Source organism: Psychrosphaera haliotis (genome assembly GCF_039523615.1).
GTDB classification, from domain to species: Bacteria; Pseudomonadota; Gammaproteobacteria; order Enterobacterales; family Alteromonadaceae; genus Psychrosphaera; species Psychrosphaera haliotis.
This window is the reverse complement of sequence record NZ_BAAAFQ010000006.1, coordinates 197,296-220,988: the sequence shown is the minus strand read 5'-3', so window position 1 is coordinate 220,988 and position 23,693 is coordinate 197,296. Positions and strand designations below refer to the sequence as shown.

24 protein-coding genes and 1 tRNA gene are annotated in these 23,693 nt (G+C 39.5%); 14 read left to right on the top strand and 11 right to left on the bottom strand.

Annotated features, from left to right (window positions below; all coding sequences use genetic code 11):
* Positions 1–41 precede the first annotated feature (41 nt).
* The 5 genes from ABD009_RS09295 (at position 42) to ABD009_RS09275 (ending at position 6,029) form a co-directional block, all read left to right on the top strand.
* Positions 42–893, top strand: a complete 852-nt coding sequence (locus ABD009_RS09295) for a thymidylate synthase (RefSeq protein ID WP_155694506.1) — start codon at positions 42–44, stop codon at positions 891–893.
* Positions 894–1,070: 177 nt separating this feature from the next.
* Positions 1,071–2,315, top strand: a complete 1,245-nt coding sequence (locus ABD009_RS09290) for a sterol desaturase family protein (RefSeq protein WP_343824751.1) — start codon at positions 1,071–1,073, stop codon at positions 2,313–2,315.
* Between the two features lies 1 nt (position 2,316).
* Positions 2,317–4,779: a TonB-dependent receptor gene (locus ABD009_RS09285; RefSeq protein ID WP_343824748.1), complete on the top strand. Its 2,463-nt coding sequence runs from the start codon at positions 2,317–2,319 to the stop codon at positions 4,777–4,779.
* 76 nt (positions 4,780–4,855) lie between these two features.
* The gene (locus ABD009_RS09280) at positions 4,856–5,599 is read left to right on the top strand and encodes a hypothetical protein (protein ID WP_343824745.1); all 744 of its coding nucleotides are present in this window, start codon (positions 4,856–4,858) and stop codon (positions 5,597–5,599) included.
* 28 nt (positions 5,600–5,627) lie between these two features.
* Positions 5,628–6,029 carry a DUF2750 domain-containing protein gene (locus tag ABD009_RS09275; protein WP_155694496.1) on the top strand — a complete coding sequence of 134 codons (402 nt, stop codon included), beginning with the start codon at positions 5,628–5,630 and terminating at the stop codon, positions 6,027–6,029.
* Between the two features lie 16 nt (positions 6,030–6,045).
* Here the strand turns inward: ABD009_RS09275 and ABD009_RS09270 are convergent, their stop codons facing one another.
* The 3 genes from ABD009_RS09270 to ABD009_RS09260 are packed head-to-tail and all read right to left on the bottom strand — an operon-like array spanning position 6,046 to position 8,285.
* Positions 6,046–6,885 carry a class I SAM-dependent methyltransferase gene (locus ABD009_RS09270; RefSeq protein ID WP_343824741.1) on the bottom strand — a complete coding sequence of 280 codons (840 nt, stop codon included), beginning with the start codon at positions 6,883–6,885 and terminating at the stop codon, positions 6,046–6,048.
* Positions 6,878–7,408 carry a peroxiredoxin gene (locus tag ABD009_RS09265; RefSeq protein WP_155694494.1) on the bottom strand — a complete coding sequence of 177 codons (531 nt, stop codon included), beginning with the start codon at positions 7,406–7,408 and terminating at the stop codon, positions 6,878–6,880. Before ABD009_RS09265 ends, ABD009_RS09270 begins: the two co-directional genes overlap by 8 nt.
* A 55-nt stretch (positions 7,409–7,463) precedes the next feature.
* Positions 7,464–8,285 carry a putative RNA methyltransferase gene (locus ABD009_RS09260; protein WP_343824736.1) on the bottom strand — a complete coding sequence of 274 codons (822 nt, stop codon included), beginning with the start codon at positions 8,283–8,285 and terminating at the stop codon, positions 7,464–7,466.
* A 179-nt stretch (positions 8,286–8,464) separates the two neighbouring features.
* On the opposite strand from ABD009_RS09260, the gene ABD009_RS09255 reads away from it, so the two are divergent.
* The 3 genes from ABD009_RS09255 to rimI all read left to right on the top strand — a co-directional run bounded on the left by ABD009_RS09255 (position 8,465) and on the right by rimI (position 9,730).
* A tRNA-Trp gene (locus ABD009_RS09255) sits at positions 8,465–8,541 on the top strand.
* A 342-nt stretch (positions 8,542–8,883) separates the two neighbouring features.
* Positions 8,884–9,213, top strand: coding sequence for a hypothetical protein (locus tag ABD009_RS09250; RefSeq protein ID WP_343824733.1), 330 nt, complete (start codon positions 8,884–8,886; stop codon positions 9,211–9,213).
* 55 nt (positions 9,214–9,268) lie between these two features.
* Positions 9,269–9,730 carry a ribosomal protein S18-alanine N-acetyltransferase gene (gene rimI / locus ABD009_RS09245; protein WP_343824731.1) on the top strand — a complete coding sequence of 154 codons (462 nt, stop codon included), beginning with the start codon at positions 9,269–9,271 and terminating at the stop codon, positions 9,728–9,730.
* A gap of 15 nt (positions 9,731–9,745) precedes the next feature.
* Here rimI and ABD009_RS09240 read toward each other — a convergent pair whose 3' ends face one another.
* The gene (locus ABD009_RS09240) at positions 9,746–11,878 is read right to left on the bottom strand and encodes a fused MFS/spermidine synthase (RefSeq protein ID WP_343824729.1); all 2,133 of its coding nucleotides are present in this window, start codon (positions 11,876–11,878) and stop codon (positions 9,746–9,748) included.
* Between the two features lie 175 nt (positions 11,879–12,053).
* Between ABD009_RS09240 and prfC the strand changes: the two genes are divergently transcribed.
* Both prfC and argS read left to right on the top strand, forming a co-directional pair.
* Positions 12,054–13,637, top strand: coding sequence for a peptide chain release factor 3 (prfC, locus tag ABD009_RS09235; protein WP_343824727.1), 1,584 nt, complete (start codon positions 12,054–12,056; stop codon positions 13,635–13,637).
* Positions 13,638–13,653: 16 nt separating this feature from the next.
* On the top strand, positions 13,654–15,390 hold the full coding sequence (argS, locus tag ABD009_RS09230) for an arginine--tRNA ligase (protein ID WP_343824724.1): 1,737 nt from the start codon (positions 13,654–13,656) through the stop codon (positions 15,388–15,390).
* A 130-nt stretch (positions 15,391–15,520) separates the two neighbouring features.
* Here the strand turns inward: argS and ABD009_RS09225 are convergent, their stop codons facing one another.
* From ABD009_RS09225 to ABD009_RS09215, 3 genes are read right to left on the bottom strand one after another with little or no spacing between them, the layout of a single operon-like run.
* A complete protein-coding gene (locus tag ABD009_RS09225) occupies positions 15,521–16,006 on the bottom strand; it encodes a hypothetical protein (RefSeq protein ID WP_343824722.1) in 486 nt (161 codons plus the stop codon).
* Between the two features lie 8 nt (positions 16,007–16,014).
* Complete coding sequence (locus ABD009_RS09220; protein WP_343824720.1) at positions 16,015–16,632, bottom strand: hypothetical protein; 618 nt, start codon at positions 16,630–16,632, stop codon at positions 16,015–16,017.
* 60 nt (positions 16,633–16,692) lie between these two features.
* Positions 16,693–16,914: a helix-turn-helix domain-containing protein gene (locus ABD009_RS09215; protein WP_155694477.1), complete on the bottom strand. Its 222-nt coding sequence runs from the start codon at positions 16,912–16,914 to the stop codon at positions 16,693–16,695.
* Between the two features lie 346 nt (positions 16,915–17,260).
* On the opposite strand from ABD009_RS09215, the gene ABD009_RS09210 reads away from it, so the two are divergent.
* Positions 17,261–18,031, top strand: a complete 771-nt coding sequence (locus ABD009_RS09210) for a class II aldolase/adducin family protein (RefSeq protein ID WP_343824716.1) — start codon at positions 17,261–17,263, stop codon at positions 18,029–18,031.
* A 104-nt stretch (positions 18,032–18,135) separates the two neighbouring features.
* The gene (locus ABD009_RS09205; RefSeq protein WP_343824714.1) at positions 18,136–19,311 is read left to right on the top strand and encodes a mandelate racemase/muconate lactonizing enzyme family protein; all 1,176 of its coding nucleotides are present in this window, start codon (positions 18,136–18,138) and stop codon (positions 19,309–19,311) included.
* Between the two features lie 125 nt (positions 19,312–19,436).
* On the opposite strand, the gene ABD009_RS09200 is transcribed toward ABD009_RS09205, so the two are convergent.
* From ABD009_RS09200 to ABD009_RS09190, 3 genes are all read right to left on the bottom strand, one after another.
* Complete coding sequence (locus ABD009_RS09200; RefSeq protein WP_343824712.1) at positions 19,437–20,318, bottom strand: amidohydrolase family protein; 882 nt, start codon at positions 20,316–20,318, stop codon at positions 19,437–19,439.
* A complete protein-coding gene (locus ABD009_RS09195; protein WP_343824710.1) occupies positions 20,319–21,044 on the bottom strand; it encodes an SDR family NAD(P)-dependent oxidoreductase in 726 nt (241 codons plus the stop codon).
* A gap of 92 nt (positions 21,045–21,136) precedes the next feature.
* Positions 21,137–21,940, bottom strand: a complete 804-nt coding sequence (locus tag ABD009_RS09190) for an SDR family NAD(P)-dependent oxidoreductase (RefSeq protein WP_343824708.1) — start codon at positions 21,938–21,940, stop codon at positions 21,137–21,139.
* Between the two features lie 144 nt (positions 21,941–22,084).
* Here ABD009_RS09190 and ABD009_RS09185 point away from each other — a divergent pair, with 144 nt between their 5' ends.
* Both ABD009_RS09185 and ABD009_RS09180 read left to right on the top strand, forming a co-directional pair.
* A complete protein-coding gene (locus tag ABD009_RS09185; RefSeq protein ID WP_343824706.1) occupies positions 22,085–22,981 on the top strand; it encodes a LysR family transcriptional regulator in 897 nt (298 codons plus the stop codon).
* Position 22,982: 1 nt separating this feature from the next.
* Positions 22,983–23,378 carry a YkgJ family cysteine cluster protein gene (locus ABD009_RS09180; protein ID WP_155694462.1) on the top strand — a complete coding sequence of 132 codons (396 nt, stop codon included), beginning with the start codon at positions 22,983–22,985 and terminating at the stop codon, positions 23,376–23,378.
* Here the strand turns inward: ABD009_RS09180 and ABD009_RS09175 are convergent.
* Positions 23,375–23,599 (bottom strand): glycine zipper domain-containing protein, encoded by a 225-nt coding sequence (locus ABD009_RS09175; RefSeq protein WP_343824702.1) that lies wholly within the window; start codon positions 23,597–23,599, stop codon positions 23,375–23,377. The two genes, ABD009_RS09180 and ABD009_RS09175, sit on opposite strands and share 4 nt — an antisense overlap.
* Positions 23,600–23,693: the final 94 nt, after the last annotated feature.

The window sequence follows — 23,693 nt, the reverse complement described above, 5'->3', positions numbered from 1 at the left end:
ACTTTTAAGCTGGTCTTTTAGCAAAATTTTTGAGAATTATTATGAAACAGTATTTAGATTTGTGTCGCCGAATAGTAGAAGAAGGCGAGTGGGTAGAAAACAAGCGGACAGGTAAGCGCTGTCTTACGGTGATTAATGCTGAGTTAAATTATGATGTGGCAGGTAATAAATTTCCGCTTATCACTACGCGCAAAAGTTTTTGGAAAGCAGCCATTGCTGAACTACTTGGTTACTTAAAAGGTTATGACAACGCCGCAGACTTTAGAGCTATTGGATGTAATACTTGGAACGCAAATGCCAACGAAAATGAAGCTTGGCTAAACAACCCTCACCGTAAAGGTGAAGATGACATGGGTCGTGTTTACGGTGTTCAAGGCCGTGCATGGGCAAAACCGGATGGTGGTTTTGTAGATCAGTTGAAGAAGCTGGTGGATGATCTTTCAAACGGTATTGATGACCGTGGTGAGATTTTGTCTTTTTATAATCCTGGTGAATTTCACATGGGTTGCCTTCGTCCATGTATGCATACCCACACGTTTTCACTTTTAGGCGATACATTACACTTAACTAGTTATCAACGTTCTTGCGACGTGCCGTTAGGCCTTAACTTTAATCAAATTCAAGTATTTGTTTTATTAGCATTAGTAGCGCAAATTACTGGGAATAAACCGGGCAAGGCGTATCATAAAATTGTTAACGCACATATTTATGAAGATCAACTTGAGTTGATGCGAGATGTTCAGCTTAAGCGTGAACCGTTTGAATCACCTAAGCTGCATATCAATCCAAAAATTAAATCGTTAGAAGATATTGAAACCTGGGTTACTTTGGATGACTTTACCGTTGAAGGTTATGAGTGCCACGAAGCTATTAAATATCCTTTTTCTGTTTAATAACATAGTGCCTCAGTTTGTTTCTCTAATATAAACAAGTGCTTGCCATTAAAATCAACCCAGCTTTGTGCTGGGTTTTTTGTTACAGTTGGCCAATAGACAAATTAAAAACTTGTGATAGTCTGATTAAATAATAATAAAAAATAGCAATTAGCTACTTCAGAAAAGAGAGATGGTATGAACTTTGTCGCCATTGCAATTCCATTCTTTTTGTTGCTTGTAGGCCTAGAGTTACTCGCCAATTGGTGGCGAAAGACTAACTACTATTCAACAAATGATGCAATAAACTCGCTCCACCTAGGTGTTTTAAGCCAGTTAACTGGACTTGCTAAAAAAGCAGTTCAATTCTCTGTATACGCTTGGATCTTTCCTTACATTTCTTTATTTGAGTTAAACAGCCAATCTGTTTGGGTTTGGATTGCCGGCTTTGTTGTATATGACTTCTGTTATTACCTATATCACCGCTGCTCGCACGAAATAAATGGTTTATGGGCTTCGCATGTTGTTCATCATCAAAGCGAAGAGTACAACCTGACAACAGCGTTGAGACAAACCAGCGGTGGAATCGTAAATTTTGTATTTTATATACCGTTAGCTATTTTAGGTTTTGAGCCGATTATATTTATTGCGGTAGGCTCACTGAACCTTGTATACCAATTTTGGGTTCATACAAGACATATAGATAAAATGCCTGCTTGGTTCGAGTTTGTCTTTGTTACGCCAAGTAATCATCGCGTTCATCATGGCCAAAACCCTGTTTATCTCGATAAAAACCACGGCGGTGTTTTCATTTTGTGGGATAGATTTTTAGGCACATACCAAAAAGAGTTAGATGAAGAGCCTGTTATTTATGGTGTTACAGTCCCTCTTGCGAGTTGGAATCCAATTTGGGCAAACTTTGAAGTTTACTTGGGACTATTACAAGACTCAGTTAGAACAAAAAAGTGGTCGGATAAATTTAGAGTTTGGTACAAAAAAACTGGCTGGCGTCCCGATGACGTTTCTGAAAAGTATCCTGGCCCTAAATTTGACCCTTATAAGCAAGTTAAATTTGATGTCGCTAATTCAATAACAACAAAAACTTATATTTTGTACCAACATATAGTGACACTTTGTTTGTCGTTAGTTATTTTGTATCAAGCTCCAAAGGTGGACAATTCCTTTAATATAGTTAGCATGATAGTTATAGGGTTTGGTTTGTTTACATTAGGTAAATTACAACAAAACACAAAGTGGTCTCATCAGCTAGAAACGTTAAAAATTGCTCTTTGGGGAAGCTTTATTGTTTTGTCACCGTACCAATTTGAATGGCCGTTAGAAATTTCGATGCTTTATGGTCTTAGTAGTTTGATTTGGCTGGCAGGAAGTTACAGGTCAAAAAGTAATAACATAAATATAAAAAAAATAATTCCAGGAAATTAACATGTTAAATAATTCTTCAGTAGTTAGCTTTAAGAAAAGCAAATTGTCACTCGCGGTTGTCTTTTCATTGCTATCTTCAGGCGCATACGCCATGGATGAAGTTCCAGAAAAAAAAGTCGGTTTAGAAGTAATCGAAGTTAGTGCCCAAAAACGAGTGGAAAGTATTCAAGATGTTCCCATCACAATAACTGCCTTTGGTGAAGCTGATATAGAGAAAATGGGCATTCAAAGTGCGAATGACCTTGGTCTTATTACCCCTGGATTAGAGACCAATAATGCCACGGCAACTCAAACCACTTTTAATATTCGAGGCATAACAACAAACGACATGGGAATTGGCCTAGATGCTGCTGTTGCTGTGTATATTGACGGTGTTTATGTTGGTCGTAGAGGTACTTCAAATCTTAACTTTAATGATGTTGAAAGGGTTGAGGTTCTTAAAGGGCCACAAGGTACTTTATTTGGCAGAAACTCCGCCGCAGGCGCTATTCACATTATTACTAAAAATCCAACAGATGATAACGAAGGCGGAATTAAGTTTACGGTTGGAGAATATAACAAACGTAAAATAGAACTGTGGGCGAATACACAAATTAATGAAGAGTTGTCTTTTAGGGGCAGTTTTAACTCAAACCATCGCGGTGGTTATTTAAATATAAAAGACAGTGAAGAAAAGTACGGAAACCAAAGAGATTGGTCAGCTCGTGGTGCTTTATTATGGCAAGCAGCTGATGACTTGGAAGTGATTTTCAGGGGTGATATAAACGATACTAATCAACAAGGTAGACCTGCAGTTACGTTAAACACTTCTTACGGCAGTGGCGACCCTTTTGCACCTATCGAATTTGACTTTGAAGGTAAAGAAACACGCCAGGCAGGTGGTATCTCTGCGGAAGTGAATTACTTTGCAGATGGCCTAACGTACACCTCCATTACCGGCTATCGCCAGTTTGAGCGTTATAATGCAATGGAAGATGATGGTTCTGCAATGCAGAGAGCTTATTTTGAAAGTTTGCTAGATGAAGATCAAAGCCAGTTCAGCCAGGAGTTTAGAGTTGTAGACTCTGAAGGTGACTTTAAGTGGACTGCAGGCACAACCTTCTTCTATGAAGATATTGAACAAGATGTTGTTGCTAACTTTAATACGCTAAGCTTTGATGCATTAGCGATTGTGCAGCTTGGCTTGGACCCTCGTATTTTGCCTGACTTTCCATTTGGACAAGGGGTTGCTGGTTCTTATATGACGTTAGGACCAATTGAAGCGCAACAAGCTATTGGTTTAGAAATTCAACGTCGCATAATGGCGGGTCAGGACTTTGAAACAGCTCAGGCAACCGTTGGACAAGACTTGATCAATGCCAATTTAACTAAGGTTTTTGGTCAGCATGAAGAGCGCTTTTATCATCATGCAACGACTTCAAGTTTTGCAGCATACTTTGACGGCACCTATGCCGCGACTGACAAGTTAGATTTAACATTTGGTTTACGTTATACCTACGATGATAAGAACTTCAAGCTATCCTCTGTGCCACAAAACACTTACTACGTGCCATTTGAAGGTGCCGATGCTCAAATTGTTGGTGATGTGCCGCTAGCGGTAGCTTTCCAACCTGAAGATGCTCGACAAGAAGAGAGTTGGGATAAGTGGACACCACGTGTTGTAGTAGATTACAAATGGACTGATACCTTCATGACATTTGCTTCCTACGCAGAAGGCTTTAAATCAGGCGGCTTCAATGGTGTAGGCAAAGCGCCACCAGTAAAAGAAGAAACCGTTAAAAACACGGAAATAGGGGTTAAGTCTTCTTGGTTAGATAACCGCATTAGACTCAATGTGTCGGCCTTTGAATACAAATATAAAAATCTTCAACAACTTGAGCTATTTGGTGCGCCAATACCTACTTATAACCTTCGAAATGTAGATGCAGAAGGTGAAGGGTTTGATATTGAAGCGGTTATCCAAGTAACACCAGATTTAATTGTTACGGCAAACTACGGAAAAACGATTGCTGAATACACTAAGTGGGATTTCTTTGAGGGCGAAGATGTTAACGATGGTAGAGTTGGTGAGCCGATTTCAGGCATGCCAGAAGATCAAAGTAATATTCGTGTAGACTATTTCTTTGAAGGTCTAGATGGTCAATTTAACCTCCATGTTAGTTACGCTGACACAGGTGAGAGAACCCAAGGCGTAGAAGGACCTGCATTGCCAGTGTTACCTTTTGAGCCAGGTACAGTGACGGGCTTAAATGCAGATAATAGAATTTCTGGATACAGCTTAGTAAATACGCGTATTAGTTGGCAAAGTGACAACCACCCAATTTATGCTGCCTTTTTTATTAATAACCTAACGGACGAAAAATACTTAATTCAAACAGGCGGGCAAGCTATGGCGCTTGGTTCTCCTATCGCAACGCCAGGACTTCCTAGAATGTATGGTTTTGAGTTTGGTATGGAATTTTAAGGTTTGTTTCTAAAATAAATACGGTTATTATCGGCTCCATGATGGAGCCGTTTTTATAGATGAAGGAGTAACATAAATGGCCTACTTGGATACACTTGGTGAACTAATCTTAATTTTTTCGCTGCTGGCGTTTGTAATCAATTTAAACAAAACAAACTCTTTTGAGTCACCGTATAGACTCTACTTAACCCTTGGTTTGTTGTTCATTGTTATCACTGCTTCTTTTGGTGCTGTGCGTTTTGCTGGTGTAGATCAAATAATACCCATCCATGACTATTTGTCTTTATTAAGTACAAAGGTTGCTATGGTGATTTACGTATTTAGTCTTCCTATGGTGATCCTATCTTGTAAAAGTAATAACGCCATTTGCAACTCTGATATATCATCTTCAACTACTGAAAAAGAAGAACTAACAGGTAACAAAGATGCGCCTGTTAGTACTAAATTAGAGTTCTTAAATGGTCACTTTTCGGAGCAGGGGATTGTTAAAATTGCGAAGTTTGTAATGGTATTTTTGCTAACGTTTAATATTCTAACTGTAAGTTTTTCCATCGAAACTAATAAGCTAATTACAGATGCAAGTATCATTCTCGGGTTTGTTTTGTTTGCTTTAGTCGCTAAAGAAAAAGGGTTAGTTTTCTTATCTATTGTAACGCTTTTATTGGTTCCAGCGTCGACGACATTGCACATTAGTGATGATTTAAGTATGGCTATTTTCCATTTATTACTTGCCATACATTTTTTACTTATAAATAGAGTGTTCACCTTAGAGCAGTCGCAACCAAGTTTTAATGAAGTCAGTGAGCAAAATCGCCTATAATGGCTAATAGACTTTAAAAAGGTGATGTATGACAGAAACTAAACTAGATCCAAATCGATTTGTTGAAATTAAAAGCTGGAGCCAAGATAAGCGTTTAAAATACTTATTAATGCAAATACTGGAACAGCAGCAGGTTTGGATTTTAACCGACGAACACGGCGCTGTGATGCTCACAACGGATGATGAAGACTGCATTCCAGTTTGGCCTCATTTTGAATTTGCTCACGAATGGGCAACGGGTGATTGGAACGGTTTTGAACCTAAAGCTATTTCATTAAAAGATTGGCAGAAGAAGTGGAGTCATGGCCTTGAAGATGATGAATTGTTAATAGTGGCATTTCCAGTCCCTGATGAAGACGGCATTATCCTTGAACCGTTTGAGCTAGAAGATGAATTAGAACAGCAAAAACGAAAGCTTCACCCTCGCTAGAGTCAAAAGCCCAAGTCTACGATTTGGGCTTCTTCAAAAAGATAACATCCTTATCTACAAACTCTAAAGTTAATCCAAATTTCTTCGCAATAAATTCAAAGGTTTGTTGGCTGAAAAAGCTGATATGAGTAGGATCGTTTTTATAGTGCCAATTCGCAAAACGTTGTTTATCGATGACGAGTTTTGTCATTATGGCTAGTAACCCGTCAGGCTTTATCATTTCAATAAGTTGGCTCAACTCTTTACTTGGGGTATTAAAATGCTCTATTACTTCTGTACAGGTTATAAAGTCATATTGCTTGTTGAGTAGTGACTTATCGTCGGCGTAATAAATATCGTATTCGCTGATGTTTAAACCAAGTCTTCTAAGCTCAAATGCCAACGCAGGTCCAGGTCCACAACCAAAATCGAGACCAGTGAGGTCGCCTTTCTTTTTACCTAAGGGCTTTTCATTTAAACGTTTGTCATTTTCAAACTTTCCATCTGATGTGGCTAAGCTTATACAGTTAGCAGAATTATTAGAATTACTGGTGTTGGCAGAGTTAATAGAGTTGGAGTGAGAACTATAAGATTCCGGCTTAGAAAGTTGGCTAGCAAACTCGCCAGCAAAATCAGCGTCAACCAATTGTGTTAACAGTGGCTTGGCTAACCGACTAAGAAAAGTTAGGTATCCTAAATCTTCAAGCTGGTTTTCATGTTTGTCATACTCTGACTTTTCATTAGATGTTGATAGGTGAAATTCGGCAGGAACAAAAACCAACGAGCATTGTTGGCACTGTAGGTAATCACGTTTTTTGTCAGTAAAGTAGTGTGCGACCTTTGTATGGTCGCACAACGGGCATAAGTGATTAGTCACTTACTACCTCAAAACTTAACATTTTCATATACTTTGCCATGTCTTCAGCTGATTTAGCTGGGCGCACGTTTTTATCAATCATGACAATTTTACCTGTTTTGTCGATGTAAAACGTATGACGCTTTGCATATCCCATAAAGCTAACATCGTAAGCATCTGCCACCTCGCCTTCAGGGTCGCTCAATAAAGGAAAGTCGGCTTTAGTTTCCTGCGCAAATCGCTCATTATCTGACGCGTCATCTGTACTTGCCATAAAATATTGAGCATTAAACTCTTTAAGCAAATGTCCGTTTTCCGCTAACGATTTACATTCAATGGTACAGCCCGATGTAAATGCTTTTGGAAACCAAGCTAAAACAACGTTTTGTTTTCCTTTGTAATCAGATAGTGAATAGGTTTTTCCGTCGCTTCCTTTCATTGTGAAATCAGGGGCCTGATCTCCAACTTTTAGCGATGCAAACGTTGTGACACTAAATAACAATGCCGAAGTTAGTGCGATAGTACTTAATAGTCTTTGTAACATATTGCGTTTCCTTATTAATAATCTGACGGTTTTACGTAGTAATAACCTTGGTCGATCAGTTTGTTACCGGTAATTGATTAAATGTAGAGATAACAAAATCCAGTGTAACGACAAAAGGGATTTTTGCTTTTAGTGTTGTTAAATTTTCTTCTGACGTTTTCCACCCCAAAGGCGTCATCGTCAATAAATTACTGAGGTCCGCTTCTTCAGTAATTTGAATTTCCATGCTAACCGAATCATGTTTTTCTAACTCAAACATATCTGGTGCTTTAGGTGCTTCGTGTAAATCAGCAGTAGGATAAATAACCTGCTTAATTTCAAATAGATGATGCGGGCCAGGTGAAACGGATAATATTTTCCCTTGCTCCACTAAAATGCGCTGACATTCTTTGCCAATAAGAGGTGCGAAAACGTTCATTACTAAGTCTACACTGTCTGTAGCTAATGGCACGTGAGCATTTGTTGCTACGGCGTAATGAACTTGCTTGTTTCTCTTGGCGGCATATTTCACGGCAGACTTGGAGATATCAAAACCGTAAACGGCTTTATCGGCCATCTGGTTTTTAACTTCATTTGTGTAATAACCTTCACCACACCCTAAATCAACAATGGTGTTAGGTGATAACTCAGCAATAAGTTCTATTAACTTGCTGCGCATAAACTCATAGTGACCTAACTGCAGAAACTCTCTTCGTGCTACCACCATGTTTAAGTCGTCACCTGGTTGAAGCGACTTCTTTAGCTGCACTGGCAATAAATTAACGTAACCTTCTTTGGCATAATCAAATGCATGATTATTTGAACATCTTAATGTTTGTCCTTCTTTCTCTAATGAAGAAGAGCAGATAGGGCAGGTAAATTTAGCGTGTTCAGACATAAAAACTTATTCAAATAATTCAAAGACAAGGCAATTATAACGCAGAGCTACTAAAATTGGTTTTAGTTTTAACAGTTGGTTTGTACATTAAATGTCCGAACGAGCGATAAACCGTAAAATAAATGAAATTTACCCTTTACCTCAGGCATTCGCACAGTATAATTGCCGGACTTTGATGCAGGGGCGTAGTTCCAATTGGTAGAACAGCGGTCTCCAAAACCGATGGCTGGGGGTTCGAGTCCCTCCGCCCCTGCCAAGTCAAAGAAATTAAACCGCTTAATTGCGGTTTTTTTGTGCTTGAAGTTTAGGGTGTTTATGTAGCATCGAATTAGCCAGTTAGCTGCATGATTTTAGAACAGCGGTCTCCACTCTTCATAAAAGACGCGATGGCTGGGGGTTCGAGTCCCTCCGCCCCTGTCAAGTCAAAGAAATTAAACCGCTTAGTTGCGGTTTTTTTGTGCCTGAAATTCACGAGCTCAAACGCTTCCTTTAAGTGCTTTGCTAACATGGACAGTTAATTTAGTTAATTAAATCTCTAATGGCTCAACTCCTCAAATTTAGATATCATTAATTTTTATTTCATAATTTTGGTTCCACTGTGTACACACCTCATCAAATAGAATGCATGAAAAAGCTTGGCATTAAATTTCTGCAAGCTGGCTCTCTCGATGCATCATCAAAAGAATCGTTGACTAAAGATATGGTGCTAGAGCCATCATTTGAAAAAGACTTGTTGGTTCTCTTTCCTCAAATGAAAGTGGTGGGCCAAAAGGTTCAGCTTACTGAAAGCTTTTCGTGGTTGATTGAAGGTAAATCTACCCGTGTTATTGCTACTAAAACACAATTAATAACAGCACCGATAAGTGATTTATCAAGCGCTCAAAAACAGCAGGTTTGGTCAACGTTGGCACCTTTGGTTAGCCAGTAATAAAAAACTAAAAACAAACACTAACCGATGAATCTCAGCTAATAAAAGCCAGCTAATGAAAACAAGAATAGAACCATTAAACCATTCTCATATCTCCGAAATTATGGAAATTGAAAACACTGCGCACTTAGCACCTTGGAGTGAGCGTATTGTTTCCTCTAGTTTTGGCTCGCGTAGTCATAATATGGGCTTGTTTCAAATAGAGAAAAAACAATATCAACTTATCGGATATTATTTTTCAGACCATGTTGCTGGCGAAGTGTCTTTGGAAAACATATGTATTGCCAAAGATCACCAAGGTAAAGGCTTAAGCAAAGCGTTAATGAATGATTTGTTTACGTATAGTGAAAGCATACAGGCAGAAGAAATTTGGTTGGAAGTGAGAGAGAGCAACCAAGCTGCGGTTGCTCTTTATGAGTCATTTGGCTTTGTAACACAGAGCGTCAGAAAAAATTACTACTCAGTGCCTAATAGCGTTGAAAAAGAACACGCACTGTCTATGAAAAAAGCACTGTAGCAAGCAGCACAAACTCTAGTTAAGCTTTAGTACCGACAACAAGCTTGAGTAATCGTCGGTCCAATTAACGGTTGCTCCGCCAGTCATTAAAATACTTGAGCCAAATGATTTTACCGTTGGTTGAGCCAAGTACTTCTTATTATTAGTAAATACTACCCACTCAGTTGTGTGAATATTTGCATCTTCAGACTCGGCTTTAAAATAAACCGCCGTCATTTTTAATTGCTTAGCAATGCTTCGCATCACAGGTTTTAAGTTTAAATAGCTATTTGAAATATGGAATGCCATTAAGCCATTTTGTTTAAGATGATGTTGGTAAAGGTTTATTGCTTCCTCAGTAAGCAAGTGAACCGGAATGGCATCACTCGAAAAGGCATCAACCACCAACAGATCAAACTGCTGGCTACCCTCATTATTCATCTCTTGTTCCAACATGACTCTAGCATCACCTAATTTAATATTTACCTGAGCGCGCGAACGCTTTAGATAATCAAAATAGGTATTGGCCACAAAAGCCACGTCGGGATTTAACTCATAAAATATATAGTTATCATTGGACTGACCGTAATAGGCTAATGCACCTACGCCTAAACCAATAAGTCCTACTTTTCGTGACGCTTGCTGTGTAGGCATTTGCAAAGTGAGACCAATACCCGATGCCGGACGGTAGTAACTAAGAGGTTCTAGATCAACTTTTGCAGCAGAATTGGACGAGTGATTTATGGAAGGCAGGCGTTGAGCGCCATGTGCGGTATAACCATCAACCAGTCGGCGTTCTGGTGGTGAAATATTCAGTAAATCTTTAACTGCGAGTGAGCCGTAAAAGTTGCGACTTTCATAAACATTAAACTGATTAAATTGAGAGTTTAAAAAGTTGAAAAAGAAACCAAAAGCTACAAACCCAGCAAGACTAGTGAATGCCAGCTTATTGTCTGGTTTAGCGTTGAACGAGGCTATATCAATATTAGTATCTGGTCTTTTAAGTGTTTTATTATGGCTAAAAATAGACAGGGGCAACAAAGCGTAAATCGCCATAAAGCCAATAATGTATTCATAGTTTTGCGTGAAAAATTGAGTAGCAAAAAAAGAAGCAAACAAACTTCCTGCTGCGCCGCCTGCGGCTAGTAATAAATAAAACAGAGTAAGGTGCTGAGTATCTGGTTTTGTTTTCACCAATTCGCCGTGACAAACCATGGTGGCAATAAACATGGTTAATAAATAAAGCGATATTTGTGAAATAGCACTGAAATGTGTGCCTATATAAAACAGCAGCAATGCAATAACGGAGCTAACGATAAACGCCGCCAGCCAATACCAGCGGGCGTAAAGTCTTTCATTATGGAAGGTCAAAATAAACGTCACGAGATAAACCGCTAATGGTGTGATCCATAAAAAAGGAATAGGTGGAATGTTTTGTGTCATTTTGCTGGTGGTAGCAATCAGCAATACAACGCCAGCCGCGGACAGCAAAAACCAGCTAAGCATTTTCAAAAAGCTTGGCATCGCCTCAATGGAATCTGCATCTGTCAGTTCCGGTAAACTCTCCGGTGCCAGCTTTAACGCGGTATAGATACTTAAGCCAATGGTCGCGGAAAAAAGCAAGTAAACACCAGACCAGTAAAAGGTTTGATTGTTGAGTGTCAGCTGGTGCTCAATAATGAATGGGTAACTAAATAAGGCGAGCAGCGCGGCAATGTTAGAAACTGAATATAAGCGATAAGCTTTAGATTTCAATGAAGTTTGCCCTAACCAATGCTGAATCAAAGGGGCCGTTGTTGATAATACAAAATACGGCACGCCAATAGTGTAAAATAACAGTTTAAATATGTCCCAAAATGGCGATTGCACGTCAACAAATATGGCGTTAGACCAATCATTGGAAACGGGCATTAAGGTGGCGGCAATCAAAACTATCACCGCATGAAACTTGGCTTGAAAGCTTGTGTTTTTCAGCTTACTTAAAATAAATGAGTAAAGGTAACCAGCCAGTAACATTGTTTGAAAAAACAATAAACACGCGGTCCAAACGGCACTGCCACCACCTAAGTTCGGCAATATCAGTTTTGCGTAAATAGGTTGAATTGAGAAAAGTAAAAATGAACTGAGAAAAATGGTTAAAACAAAAGACGCTTTCAAGTTGTTGTTCACTCGTGTGATGGCCGAAAACAGGCATGATACACGGCTTTTAGCTAAGGTTAAAATAGTGTCAGAAAAAACGCAGTTTAAGGTGAATCAGCGCCTTACTTTTAATCCTAATTCGGCTATAATACGCGGCTAAAATTTTATTCTCTTTTTCAATCCATATTTAATACAGGTAATTTGCATGTCTGCGCAACAACAGCAAGTCGACATTCGACGCACATTCGCGATCATCTCGCACCCGGATGCCGGTAAAACAACTATCACCGAAAAGGTATTGTTGTTCGGACAACACCTTCAAACAGCAGGTACTGTTAAAGGTCGTGGTTCAAACCAGCATGCAAAATCTGACTGGATGGAGATGGAAAAAGATCGTGGTATTTCAATTACTACGTCTGTTATGCAATTCCCATATAACGAATGTTTGGTCAATTTACTCGATACTCCAGGACACGAAGACTTCTCTGAAGATACTTACCGTACATTAACTGCTGTTGATTCCTGCTTAATGGTTATTGATACCGCGAAGGGTGTAGAAGATAGAACTCGTAAGTTAATGGAGGTTACTCGCCTTCGTGATACACCAATCATAACGTTCATGAACAAATTGGACCGTGACATTCGTGATCCAATGGAAGTAATGGATGAAGTGGAATCAGAATTAAAGATTGCATGTTCACCAATCACTTGGCCAATCGGTTGCGGTAAATTGTTCAAAGGTGTTTATCATATTCTTCGTGACGAAGTTATTTTATATGCCACAGGCCAAGGCCACACAATCCAAGAAGTTCGTACGATTAAAGGTGTTGATAACCCTGAGATAGATGCCGCAGTAGGTGAAGACCTTGCAGAACAATTACGTGAAGAACTAGAGCTAGTTGTTGGTGCGTCACATGAATTTGATAGAGAGTTGTTTTTAGCAGGCGAATTAACACCAGTATTTTTTGGTACCGCTTTAGGTAACTTTGGTGTCGACCACATGTTAGATGGTTTGACTGAATGGGCGCCAACGCCAATGCCTCGCGAAACGAACGAACGTTCTGTATCAGCAGAAGAGTCAAACTTCAGTGGTTTTGTATTCAAAATACAAGCAAACATGGACCCTAAACACCGTGACCGTGTTGCCTTCATGCGTATCGTTTCTGGTAAATATGAAAAAGGCATGAAAATGAAACACGTTCGTTTAGGAAAAGACGTTCGAATTTCAGATGCGTTAACTTTTGTTGCTGGTGACCGTGCCCAAGTTGAAGAAGCATGGCCGGGCGACATCATTGGTTTGCATAACCACGGCACTATTAAGATTGGTGACACCTTTACACATGGTGAAGACTTTAAATTTAGTGGTATTCCAAACTTCGCACCAGAATTATTCCGTCGTATCCGTCTTAAAGATCCACTGAAGCAAAAGCAGCTATTAAAAGGCCTTATTCAGTTATCAGAAGAAGGTGCTGTACAGGTATTCCGTCCACTTGAAAACAACGATTTGATCGTAGGCGCGGTTGGTGTACTTCAGTTTGATGTTGTTGTTCAACGATTAAAATCGGAATACAACGTTGAAGCAATTTATGAAAATGTAAACGTGGCAACTGCTCGTTGGGTAGAGTGCGACGATGAGAAAAAACTAGATGAGTTCCGCCGCAAATGTGCCACTAACTTAGCGTTAGATGGTGGTGACAGCTTGGCGTACATTGCTCCTACAAGAGTGAACTTAAACTTATCTATGGAACGTTACCCAGATGTCCGTTTCTTAGAAACTCGTGAACACTAATTAGGCACTAAAGAAAATGAATGTATTTCAATTAGTTCAAGACAGATTTAAACAAGCATTAAGCAACATTGAAGGCGCAGAAGGCGCACCAGCACCATTGGCTCGCAGTACTCGACCTGAATTTGGTGAATATCAGTTTAACGGTGCTATGGCACTGGCGAAAATTTTAAAACAAAAGCCACGTGATATTGCAGAGACTATTGTTGAGCAAGTAAACCTAGATGATATGGCTGATAGCTTAGAAATTGCTGGCCCTGGTTTTATCAATGTAAAGCTTCGTCCAGAGTGGTTAGCCGCACAGGTTGAAACTGCACTGGCAGATCCTCGTTTAGCCATCGAAAAAGAGTTGGCTAAAAAAGTTGTTGTTGATTTGTCTTCACCAAACCTAGCCAAAGAAATGCACGTTGGTCACCTTCGTTCAACGATTATAGGTGATGCCGTTGCACGCGTTATTGAATTCTTAGGTCACGATGTGATTCGTCAAAACCACATGGGTGATTGGGGAACACAGTTCGGAATGTTGATCGCGCATTTACAAGACAAGCTGCAAGCATCTGAAGTTGCAACAACCGCACTGTCAGACTTAGAAGACTTTTACCGCGAAGCAAAAATTCGTTTTGATGACGAAGAAGGGTTTGCTGACCGAGCTCGTGAGTATGTTGTTAAGCTTCAAGGCGGTGACGCTGAGTGTAAAGCTCTGTGGCAGCAGTTTATCGAAGTGTCTATTCAACACTCAGAAGAAGTATACGAGAAACTGAACGTTAAGCTAACTAACGATGACATTATGGGTGAAAGTGCTTATAACCCAATGTTACCAGGTGTGGTTGCTGACTTAAAAGAGCAGGGCATTGTGGTTGAAGACCAAGGTGCGCAAGTTGTATTCATTGAAGAGTTAGCGAATAAAGACGGTGAGCCATCAGTATTTATCGTTGAAAAGTCAGGCGGTGGTTTCTTGTATTCAACCACTGATTTAGCGGCAATGAAGTATCGCTCATTTGAATTAGATGCGGACAGAATCATTATCTTTACCGACGCACGTCAAGCTTACCACTTTAAGCAAGCTGAAATAGTTGGCCGCAAAGGTGGATTGTTACGAGAAGAAACGACCTATGAGCATGGCCCATTTGGCATGATGCTAGGTAAAGACGGCAAACCATTTAAAACTCGTACTGGTGGCACGGTAAAACTAGCTGACTTGTTAGATGAAGCAGTTGAGCGCGCAGGCAAACTATTAGCAGAACGAAATAGTGATCTATCTGCAGATGAGCAAAATGAGATTGCTCGTAAAGTAGGTATTGGTGCCATTAAATATGCAGACTTAAGCAAAAACCGTACAACGGATTACATTTTTGACTGGGATACCATGTTGAGCTTTGAAGGCGATACGGCTCCTTATTTGCAATATGCGTTTGCGCGTATTCAAAGTATTTTCCGTAAAGCGGGGATTAATACTGAAGACTTCGCTGCAAATGTTGTTATTGCAGAAGCTCAAGAAAAAGCGTTAGCAATGAAGCTATTGCAGTTTGTTGAAGTAATGAATGCGGTTAGCCAAAACTTAACGCCTCATGTGTTATGTACTTACCTTTATGAGTTAGCTAGCTTGTTCATGACATTCTACGAAGCGTGCCCAATCTTAAAAGATGGTGTGCCAGAAGAAACAAAACAAAGCCGTTTAGCACTTAGCTTGTTGGTATCTAAAACAATGAAGCAAGGTTTAGACTTGTTAGGCATTGAAACAATGGAAAAAATGTAAGTATAAAATGTTTAAACCTGAGCTCTAACCTTGGGTTTAGATTTGTCATATACTTTCTGAAAAGCGGAGCCTAGTGCTCCGTTTTTTTGTTTCAACTTTAGGCGATGCGGATTACTGTTGTGTCCTGAAGCTAGACTAGGTGAGTTATTTCCAAACTAAGCTTAGCATTAACTGGGTGTTGAAACTCATCACCGACTTGTTTTGATTTCATGGCTCCGCCCAGGGGTGACGATAAGGTAATGACGGTAACGACTTCGTCTGATACCTCGATTTTTAAACCACCAGAATAATTGCCGATTAAAAACATTTTTGAAATTTCATCTGAATCAATGAGCTCAACTAAAGCCCCTGCGTCGATACTAGACTCATTACTGAATACTTTGTGTTGTAAAACTTTCCAATCCTCTATGGCATTGGCTAAGTCTGCAGCACGTTGTGAGTGACCATGTGCTAAATATGAAGCTTCGAGTCCAACCGTATCATACTGAGTTTCTGGTTTACTCTGTTCGTGAGTTGCCAATTGACGCGCCCCTTCTGCAGCATCGGAGGCTGCTAGAAAGGACTTTTCTAACTGAATAAATAATTCTGAAAATACTGCTAATTTGTCAATGTTCATAGATTAGTTTAAACAATTTCCAATGTGTCTGGTTCTTTCACAAAGTATACCGCAAGCATGGCTAAGGTGAATGGAAATAGTAGTAAATTAAATGCAGAGAAAATCACTGTTACTTGTAGAATGCTCACCACTAAAAGTAATACAGAAAAGACTTTCAACATACTGCTGATTTGTTGGTGGTTGATTAATATTACAATACTGCAAATAAAAGTAGAAAACGCTAATAAAACTAGCGCAGCAATACCGAAAAACAAACCCACAGCAACTATGCTATCTATTGATGAGTTTGGTAACGCACCACTTGTCATCGCTAAAGCAACATCAAAGATCACCGTTCCGTGGAACAGGGCACTGGCTATCGCCATTACAATAAGCAAAATAGAAGCAAAGCGCGAGTTAAGTTGGACTTTTAGTGCTTTGCTTAAACTCAAATAAACGTAAACTTCAAGTGCGCCCATGATCACAAACATTAAATCACTGAAGCCAAGTGTCATCATATCGGCTTTTATAAACGCAAAAATATCATTATTAAAGCTTGCTGAGTAAAACGCGCTGCTCCAATAAATGGGGAATACGATGGCGAGCAGCAAAGTGGCTATCGCTGGTTTTATGTATTGATTGTTCATTTAAATCTCCAGTTTTAAAATAAGTAAAGTCAGAGTTAGTTAATCGACTTTTAAAATAGATTAACTCCCATCTTTCTCTTTAATTTCATACACCAAAATATCGCCGGGCTGACAACTTAATGCCTTGCATATAGCCTCTAGCGTACTAAATCGAATCGCTTTAACCTTACCGTTTTTCAACAAGGATAGATTAGTCATTGAAATGCCGATTTGTTGTGACAATTCAGTTAATGACATTTTCTGTTTCGCGAGTTCTATGTCTAAGTTAATTCGTATATTCATGTTATTTACAATAGTGACTTGCTTTATGTTAGTCAAATTAAATTTTATGATAAACGTAAAGTTTATTTCGATTAGCATAAGGTGTCGTGGTTTGAGAACACAACTTTATTGACTAAATTCACACAGGAAAGTGAGCATATGTAGGTACTAGCTGGTGGTTTTAAAAATTTAAATTGGGACGATACTAACTGCGAATGCAATTAAATGGATATTGGCTGAGAATAGTTTACACAGAGGCATTCAAATATATAAAAACGGCTCGCTATATATTATTATTATCAGTTATTAAGGTTGGTAAAGGCTATCCTATATACTGCCAACTAAATCAGAGCGTTAAGGAACAATTATGTACGACTTGCCAGTGGTCAGCTTAAAAGACTCAGTGTCTGAACAAGAATGGCAGACGCGTGTGGAATTGGCCGCATGTTATCGATTATTAGTGATGCACGGTTGGGACGACTTAATTCATTCTCATATATCAGCTCGTATTCCGGGTACTGATCATTTGTTATTAAATGCATTTGGCCTTACGTTTGATGAAATCACGGCATCGAATTTAGTAAAGATTGATATTCAAGGCAACATTGTTCAAGAAGACTGTCCTTTTACGATTAACCCAGCTGGCTTCACTATTCATAGCGCACTGCATGAAGCAAGACATGAAGATCAATGTACATTACATGTTCATACTAATGAGACTGTTGCAGTAGCAAGTTTAGAAGAAGGTTTATTGCCGTTGAGTCAGTATTCAATGTTTGCATTGGCTTCCCTTGCTTATCACGACTATGAAGGTTTGGCTGTTAATGATGAAGAAAAGCAAAGACTCAAAGATGATTTGGGTAATGCTAATTTTTTCCTGCTTAAAAACCATGGTGCAATCACACTAGGTAAAACTATTGGTGATGCCTTTATGCATATGTACGATTTAACGCGTGCTTGTGAGATTCAATTACAAGTTCAAGCAACGGGAAAATCCGCGTTTATGGTAGACCAAAGCATAGTTGATGGTATAAAAGCGCAAGCGAATATAGTCCATTCGGGTCAAACTGGAGGCCAAAAAGCATGGCCAGCCATGATGCGAAAAGTTAAGCGCGCCTATCCTGACTTTGATATGTAAAGAGTGATAGGTAAAGGCGGGTATTTAAGACCGACATCTAATTTTAAAGCGTGACCAAGGGTCGCGAACAAAAACAATATAGAATTTAATTAAAAGAGACCAAAATGAAAATCACTCACGTAGAAATATTTGATATTCACTGCCCAGAGCGCCCACCATGGAATCCTGTTTTTATCCGTATTCATACTGACGAAGGTATTTCAGGCGTTGGTGAGGCAGGTTTAGCCTACGATTGGGGACACAGTGCGGCTGCCGCTATGATTAAAGAAATAGCTGAAGCGGTTTTAATTGGTTTTAACCCGTTTAATACTGAATTGTTGTGGAGTCGTATGCTGCGCGAAAGCTTTTGGGGCTTAGGCGGCGGACCGGTTTTATATTCTGCAATGAGTGCAATTGATACTGCATTGTGGGATATCAAAGGTAAAGCCTTTGGCGTTCCTGTTTATCAATTATTAGGTGGTAAAACGAATGACAAGTTGAGAACTTATGCCAGCCAATTGCAGTTTGACTGGGATAAAGACATCACTAAGCTTATTCAGCCAGAACAGTACGCAGAAGCGGCATTAAAAGCCGTTGCTGAAGGGTATGACGCAGTGAAAGTTGACCCAATTGTTTATGATGCAGATGGTGGCTCGTCGTTTGATAGAACTAAGTTATTCACAAAACCACAAATGCGCTTATTTGGTGATCGCCTTCGTGCAATCCGAGATGCGGTAGGCGAAGACGTAGATATTATCTTTGAATCACACTCGTTAATGGGCGCTGCTTCTGCAATTCAAATGGGTGCGATAGTGGAAGAAGTAGGCTGTATGATGTATGAAGAGCCTGTGAATTATTTAAATTCAGCGGTTCACAAAAAAGTGTCTGATAATGTAAATGTTCCAATTGCTGGTGGCGAACGCTTATATCATCGCTGGGATGTGCGTCCTTATTTTGAAGATCAAAGCATAGACGTATTGCAACCAGATGTTGGTTTATGTGGTGGTTTCACAGAAGCGAAGAAAGTTTGTGATTACGCCGATGTTTACGACATTCGTGTACAAGCACACGTTTGTGGTGGACCAGTTGCAACGGCAGCGTCATTACATTTAGAAACGGCGATTCCAAACTTCTTAATTCATGAGCACCATACTTATGCAATCAAGTCGTGGAACCGTGAACTTTGTATTCAAGATCCACAACCGGTAGACGGTTTTTTCCAAGCACCTGATACTCCGGGAATTGGTATTGAACTGAATGATGAGGTTGTTAAACGTTCGCCAAATGTGACGGTTAAGTAAGTTGTTTTTAAGTGCTGTTTAAGTGCCGTGTCTTTTGACGCGGCCTTTTTGTTTGAGAGACCGATTTGTTAAGGAGAGGGTGTCGGTTAAAAATAACATCTCCATAATACATGAACAGTCAGGTTTTATTTGAAATAGAAAGCAACCGCATTGTCATAAAGTAGCTTCTGCTGGTGAGCCTGCGGAATATTTAGGTTGTTTAACACCAAAACTATATCTTGCCAATATTCTGCATAAGACTTGCTGAATGTGCACAACGGAAAATTGCTGGCCATCATAATACGTTCAATCCCAAATACATTTATGACACTTTTAATCTTAAGTTCAATAGCAGCAAGCGTGTAATTTCGGTTACTCATTTCCCAGCCTGAACACTTTATCGAAACATTTGAGAACGTGCTTAACCGTTTAATTCCAGCAAGCCAGTTGGCCCATTCGTCTTCGTTTTGATTATGATCTGCAGGGGGAAATCCAGCATGATTAATAACAACTTTTAAATTACCGAGCGGCAAAGAACTCAGTGACTTAGTAATACCGTCAACAACGAGTGTATCGAATAGGTTCGTCTGAAGTTCAAATATTAAATTTTGAGACTCTAAATAACTGAGATTGCATAAGCAATTAGCTGAGTTAAGAATGGCAACTGCGTTTTCATCTAAAATATGGCGCACACCAGCAACAGAAGAATAGAGCTTAAGTTCGCTTATCTGACTTTTAAATTCTTCAGGCTCCAAAAGTAAATTGATAGTGGCGATAGATTTAAAAGGCTTAGTGACGGTTTTTTCCAACCATTCGACTTCTTGGCTGGGGTGTTCATTGTTGAACCCAGCTTCAATGTGAACAAATGAAGATAGCTCAAATTGCTCAAACACGGTTAGATCCAGCTCCGAAAAGTCCCGATTTATTTTAGACTTATCGCTCCAAAAAGGAGGATGCTCTGGCTTCAACCATTGATATTCGCCTTTGACCAAATCAAATAGGTGGAGGTGTGGGTCACTAATTTTCATTTATTGCGCCGTATACCCGCCATCAATAACTTGCAGGCTACCAGTTATAAAACTGGCCTTTTCACTCGCCAAAAATAGGGCAAACTGGGCGACCTCTTCTGGTTGGCCTAATCGACCAATTGGCTGGAGAGATGCTTCTTCTCGATGGATTTCGTCTTTATTTGCACCTGAGCGCGCAACATAATTGTCGATAGCCTTATGGTATAAAGGCGTTTCAATGGTGCCGGGGCATAATGCGTTTGAGCGTATATTAAATTCGGCGTAATCGAGGGCTGTTGTTTTGGCCATAGAAGCCAGCGCAGTTTTACTAAGGTTGTAAGCAAAAGAGTTTTGTTTAGCTATCAAGGCTTGGTCTGAAGCAATAAGTATTATTGAACCGTCGCGATGCTTTTTCATGCTTGGTAAAACGGCTTGTATTGCCGCATAAGCACCTTTTACATTGATATCCAAAACCCGATCAAATTCAGCGTCAGATGTGTTTTCAATAGTACCGGAGAAATGAATTCCCGCATTGGATATCAGAGTATCGATTTTATAACTACGGGCAATATTAGAAATGTTTTCGCGAACGGCATTAAGGTTTGTTATATCACAATGTATATACTCACCTTTGTCGCTAGGTTGTAAATCAAGATTAAAAACTTGGTAACCATTTTCTAGGAACAGTTCGACGCAACTAAGGCCAATTCCCGAAGAGCCACCCGTTATAATGCATGTTTTTTTCATGTCTAATAAAACCCTAAAATTAACCTATGGAATAGACCGCTAATTATGCAGAAAAAAGCACGACGCCGCACGGTTAATTTTAAAACTGAACTCTATTGAAGCTCTGTATAAATTTTGTCTAATAGTGCAATCAACGAGTTCTGGTTTGATTCGTTTGCCGCATAACTATCCGGAGTCGCAAAGGCTTTTTTATCATTGTCAAAATACTTGCCGTTGGATTCTTTAAAGCTGTCAGATAACGAAGCGTCCGTTAACAGGTTTACGCCAATAGAGATGTCATTACCTTCAACACCAAAACCAGCTTTCACCATTTTTGTTGCTAGCAATGAACCAGGGTTTACCGCCAAGAAAACCTGGCGTTTAGTGTTTTCTAACTTTGCCATGGCTAACGTCCACGCCGTGATTGCAAGCTTACTTTCAGCATAGGCTTGCATTTCGTTGGAGTAGCTTTTTGTTCCAAGAATACCGTTTAAGTCAAATGGTGCTTGGGCGGCTGAAGATAAATTAATAACTCTGGCATCGTCTGATAAGTTGCTATGCAAGGCTTTTGTAAATACATAAGGTGCAATCGTATTGATCATAAGTCGAGGGTCAACTTTATCTTTATCAATTGATGCAGGATTTAATTTGAATACGCCTGCATTATTGATTAAAACATCGATTGACGCGTAATCAGATTTAATTGTATTGGCTAACGCTAACACAGAGCTTAAGTCCGAAAAGTCTGCCTGGTATGCAGAAACTTGAGGCGATATTTTTAATAATGATTGGTGAACTGACGCCAGCTTTTCTTCGTTACGGCCATGAATTATAACTTGATGGCCAAGTTCTAATAATTTTGTTGCGGTTGCTAAACCTAAGCCATCGGTTGAACCTGTAATTAAAATTGTTTTCATCTTTATTCCTTTGAATAACCTATTAAAGGTATGGTTAAGCTAAATCATCTTTGGCTTCAATCAAGTAGTGTTTGAATATTAGTCGACAATTGCTATATTGATAATCCTCTTTAATGAAGAATCATTTTTTAGATATTATTGATAATGAATATTGAACATTTAAAACTATTTGTCCGAGTCGCTTCAACACTAAATATCAGCTCAGCGGGGCATGAATTAGGCTTGTCCGCAGCTGTGTCTAGCGCGCACATAAATAAATTAGAGCAAGAGTTAGGTATTCGTCTTTTGCATAGAACAACCAGAAATGTATCGTTAACTGAAGAAGGAAAGGTTTTTCTTCCTCACGCAGAAGAGGTTCTAGTTGGTATCGAAGCCGCAAAAGCCTCGGTAGGCGTTGGCAATGCGTCTCCTATGGGCACTCTAAGAATTACAGCACCGGCATCATTTGGACGGCAACATTTAGTTCCTGCTTTAGCAGAGTTTTTAAAGCGATACCCTTTGATCAATATTGATTTAAGCATGTCAGATACCATTGTGGATATGGTTGAAGGTGGTTTTGATATTGCGATTAGAAATGCTGAATTAAAAGACTCCAGCCTAATAGCCAGTAAATTAGCGGTGGATAAGCGAATTATTTGTGCCGCACCAAGTTATATTGAAGAGTTCGGTATGCCTAAAACGCTAGAGGATTTAAAGGCACATAACTGTGTAAACCTCAGAAGCTTTGATACGTGGGCATTAAAGTCAGAAGGTAAAACGGTAAACATTAAAACGCATTCTAAGCTTCGAACGGATAACGGTGAGGCGATGCGAGATGCAAGTGTACAAGGGCTTGGTTTATCTATTAACTCTACTTGGAATGTTTATAAGCACTTGAATAGTGGCGAATTAGTGAAGGTTTTAGAGGATTATCCGTTGGCCTCTGATACTGCTATCTGGGCCGTTTATCCGTCGTCGAGATTGTTAGCACCAAAAGTTCGAGTATTGATAGATTTCTTAAAAGACTGGTATGGCACCCCGCCATATTGGGATACGGAATAGTATGAAAAACTGTAATCAGTGCGGAAAGTGTTGCATTAAATATGGTGGAGGAGATTTATCCGCCACCTCCGAAGAGATTGAAATGTGGGAGATTTTTAACCCCGACATATACGCATACGTGAAGGACGACAAAATATGGTTTGACCCAAAATCAGGAGAACCTTTAAAACAGTGTCCATTTTTAGGCATAGAGCCTAAGTTAACACCGGATTCACCAACACTATATACCTGCAGTATTTACCTCGATCGCCCAGAAGATTGCCGACATTACCCAAGCTTAATATCGGAAATGATTAGGGACGAATGTGAAATGATAGAAGTAACCGATTTAAACAACCCCTCAGCGGCTCAACTTAAATTGAATAAACTGATGGATGATAGTCATCACAATCGTTAGGAGCTTGGTGTATTAGAGCCATTGTCATTACGGTCGTCCTCAACATCTTGTGAACCATTTTCTGGCTTCGGCTGCGAGCTCATTGAATAAGCGGCTCCTAACGCGACGCCTAAAGCAATTCCCAGACCTAAATTATCTGTCGCTACACCAATAGCAACACCCACAGCAATACCGACACCAATGCCAACTTCTAGTTTTACTGGTTTGTTTTCTTCTGACATTTACTATTCCTTGTTGTAATTGTGTGTAACTAACTTAACATCGAACATAAAAAAAGCAGAACAAATGTTCTGCTTTTCGTAATTATATAACGCA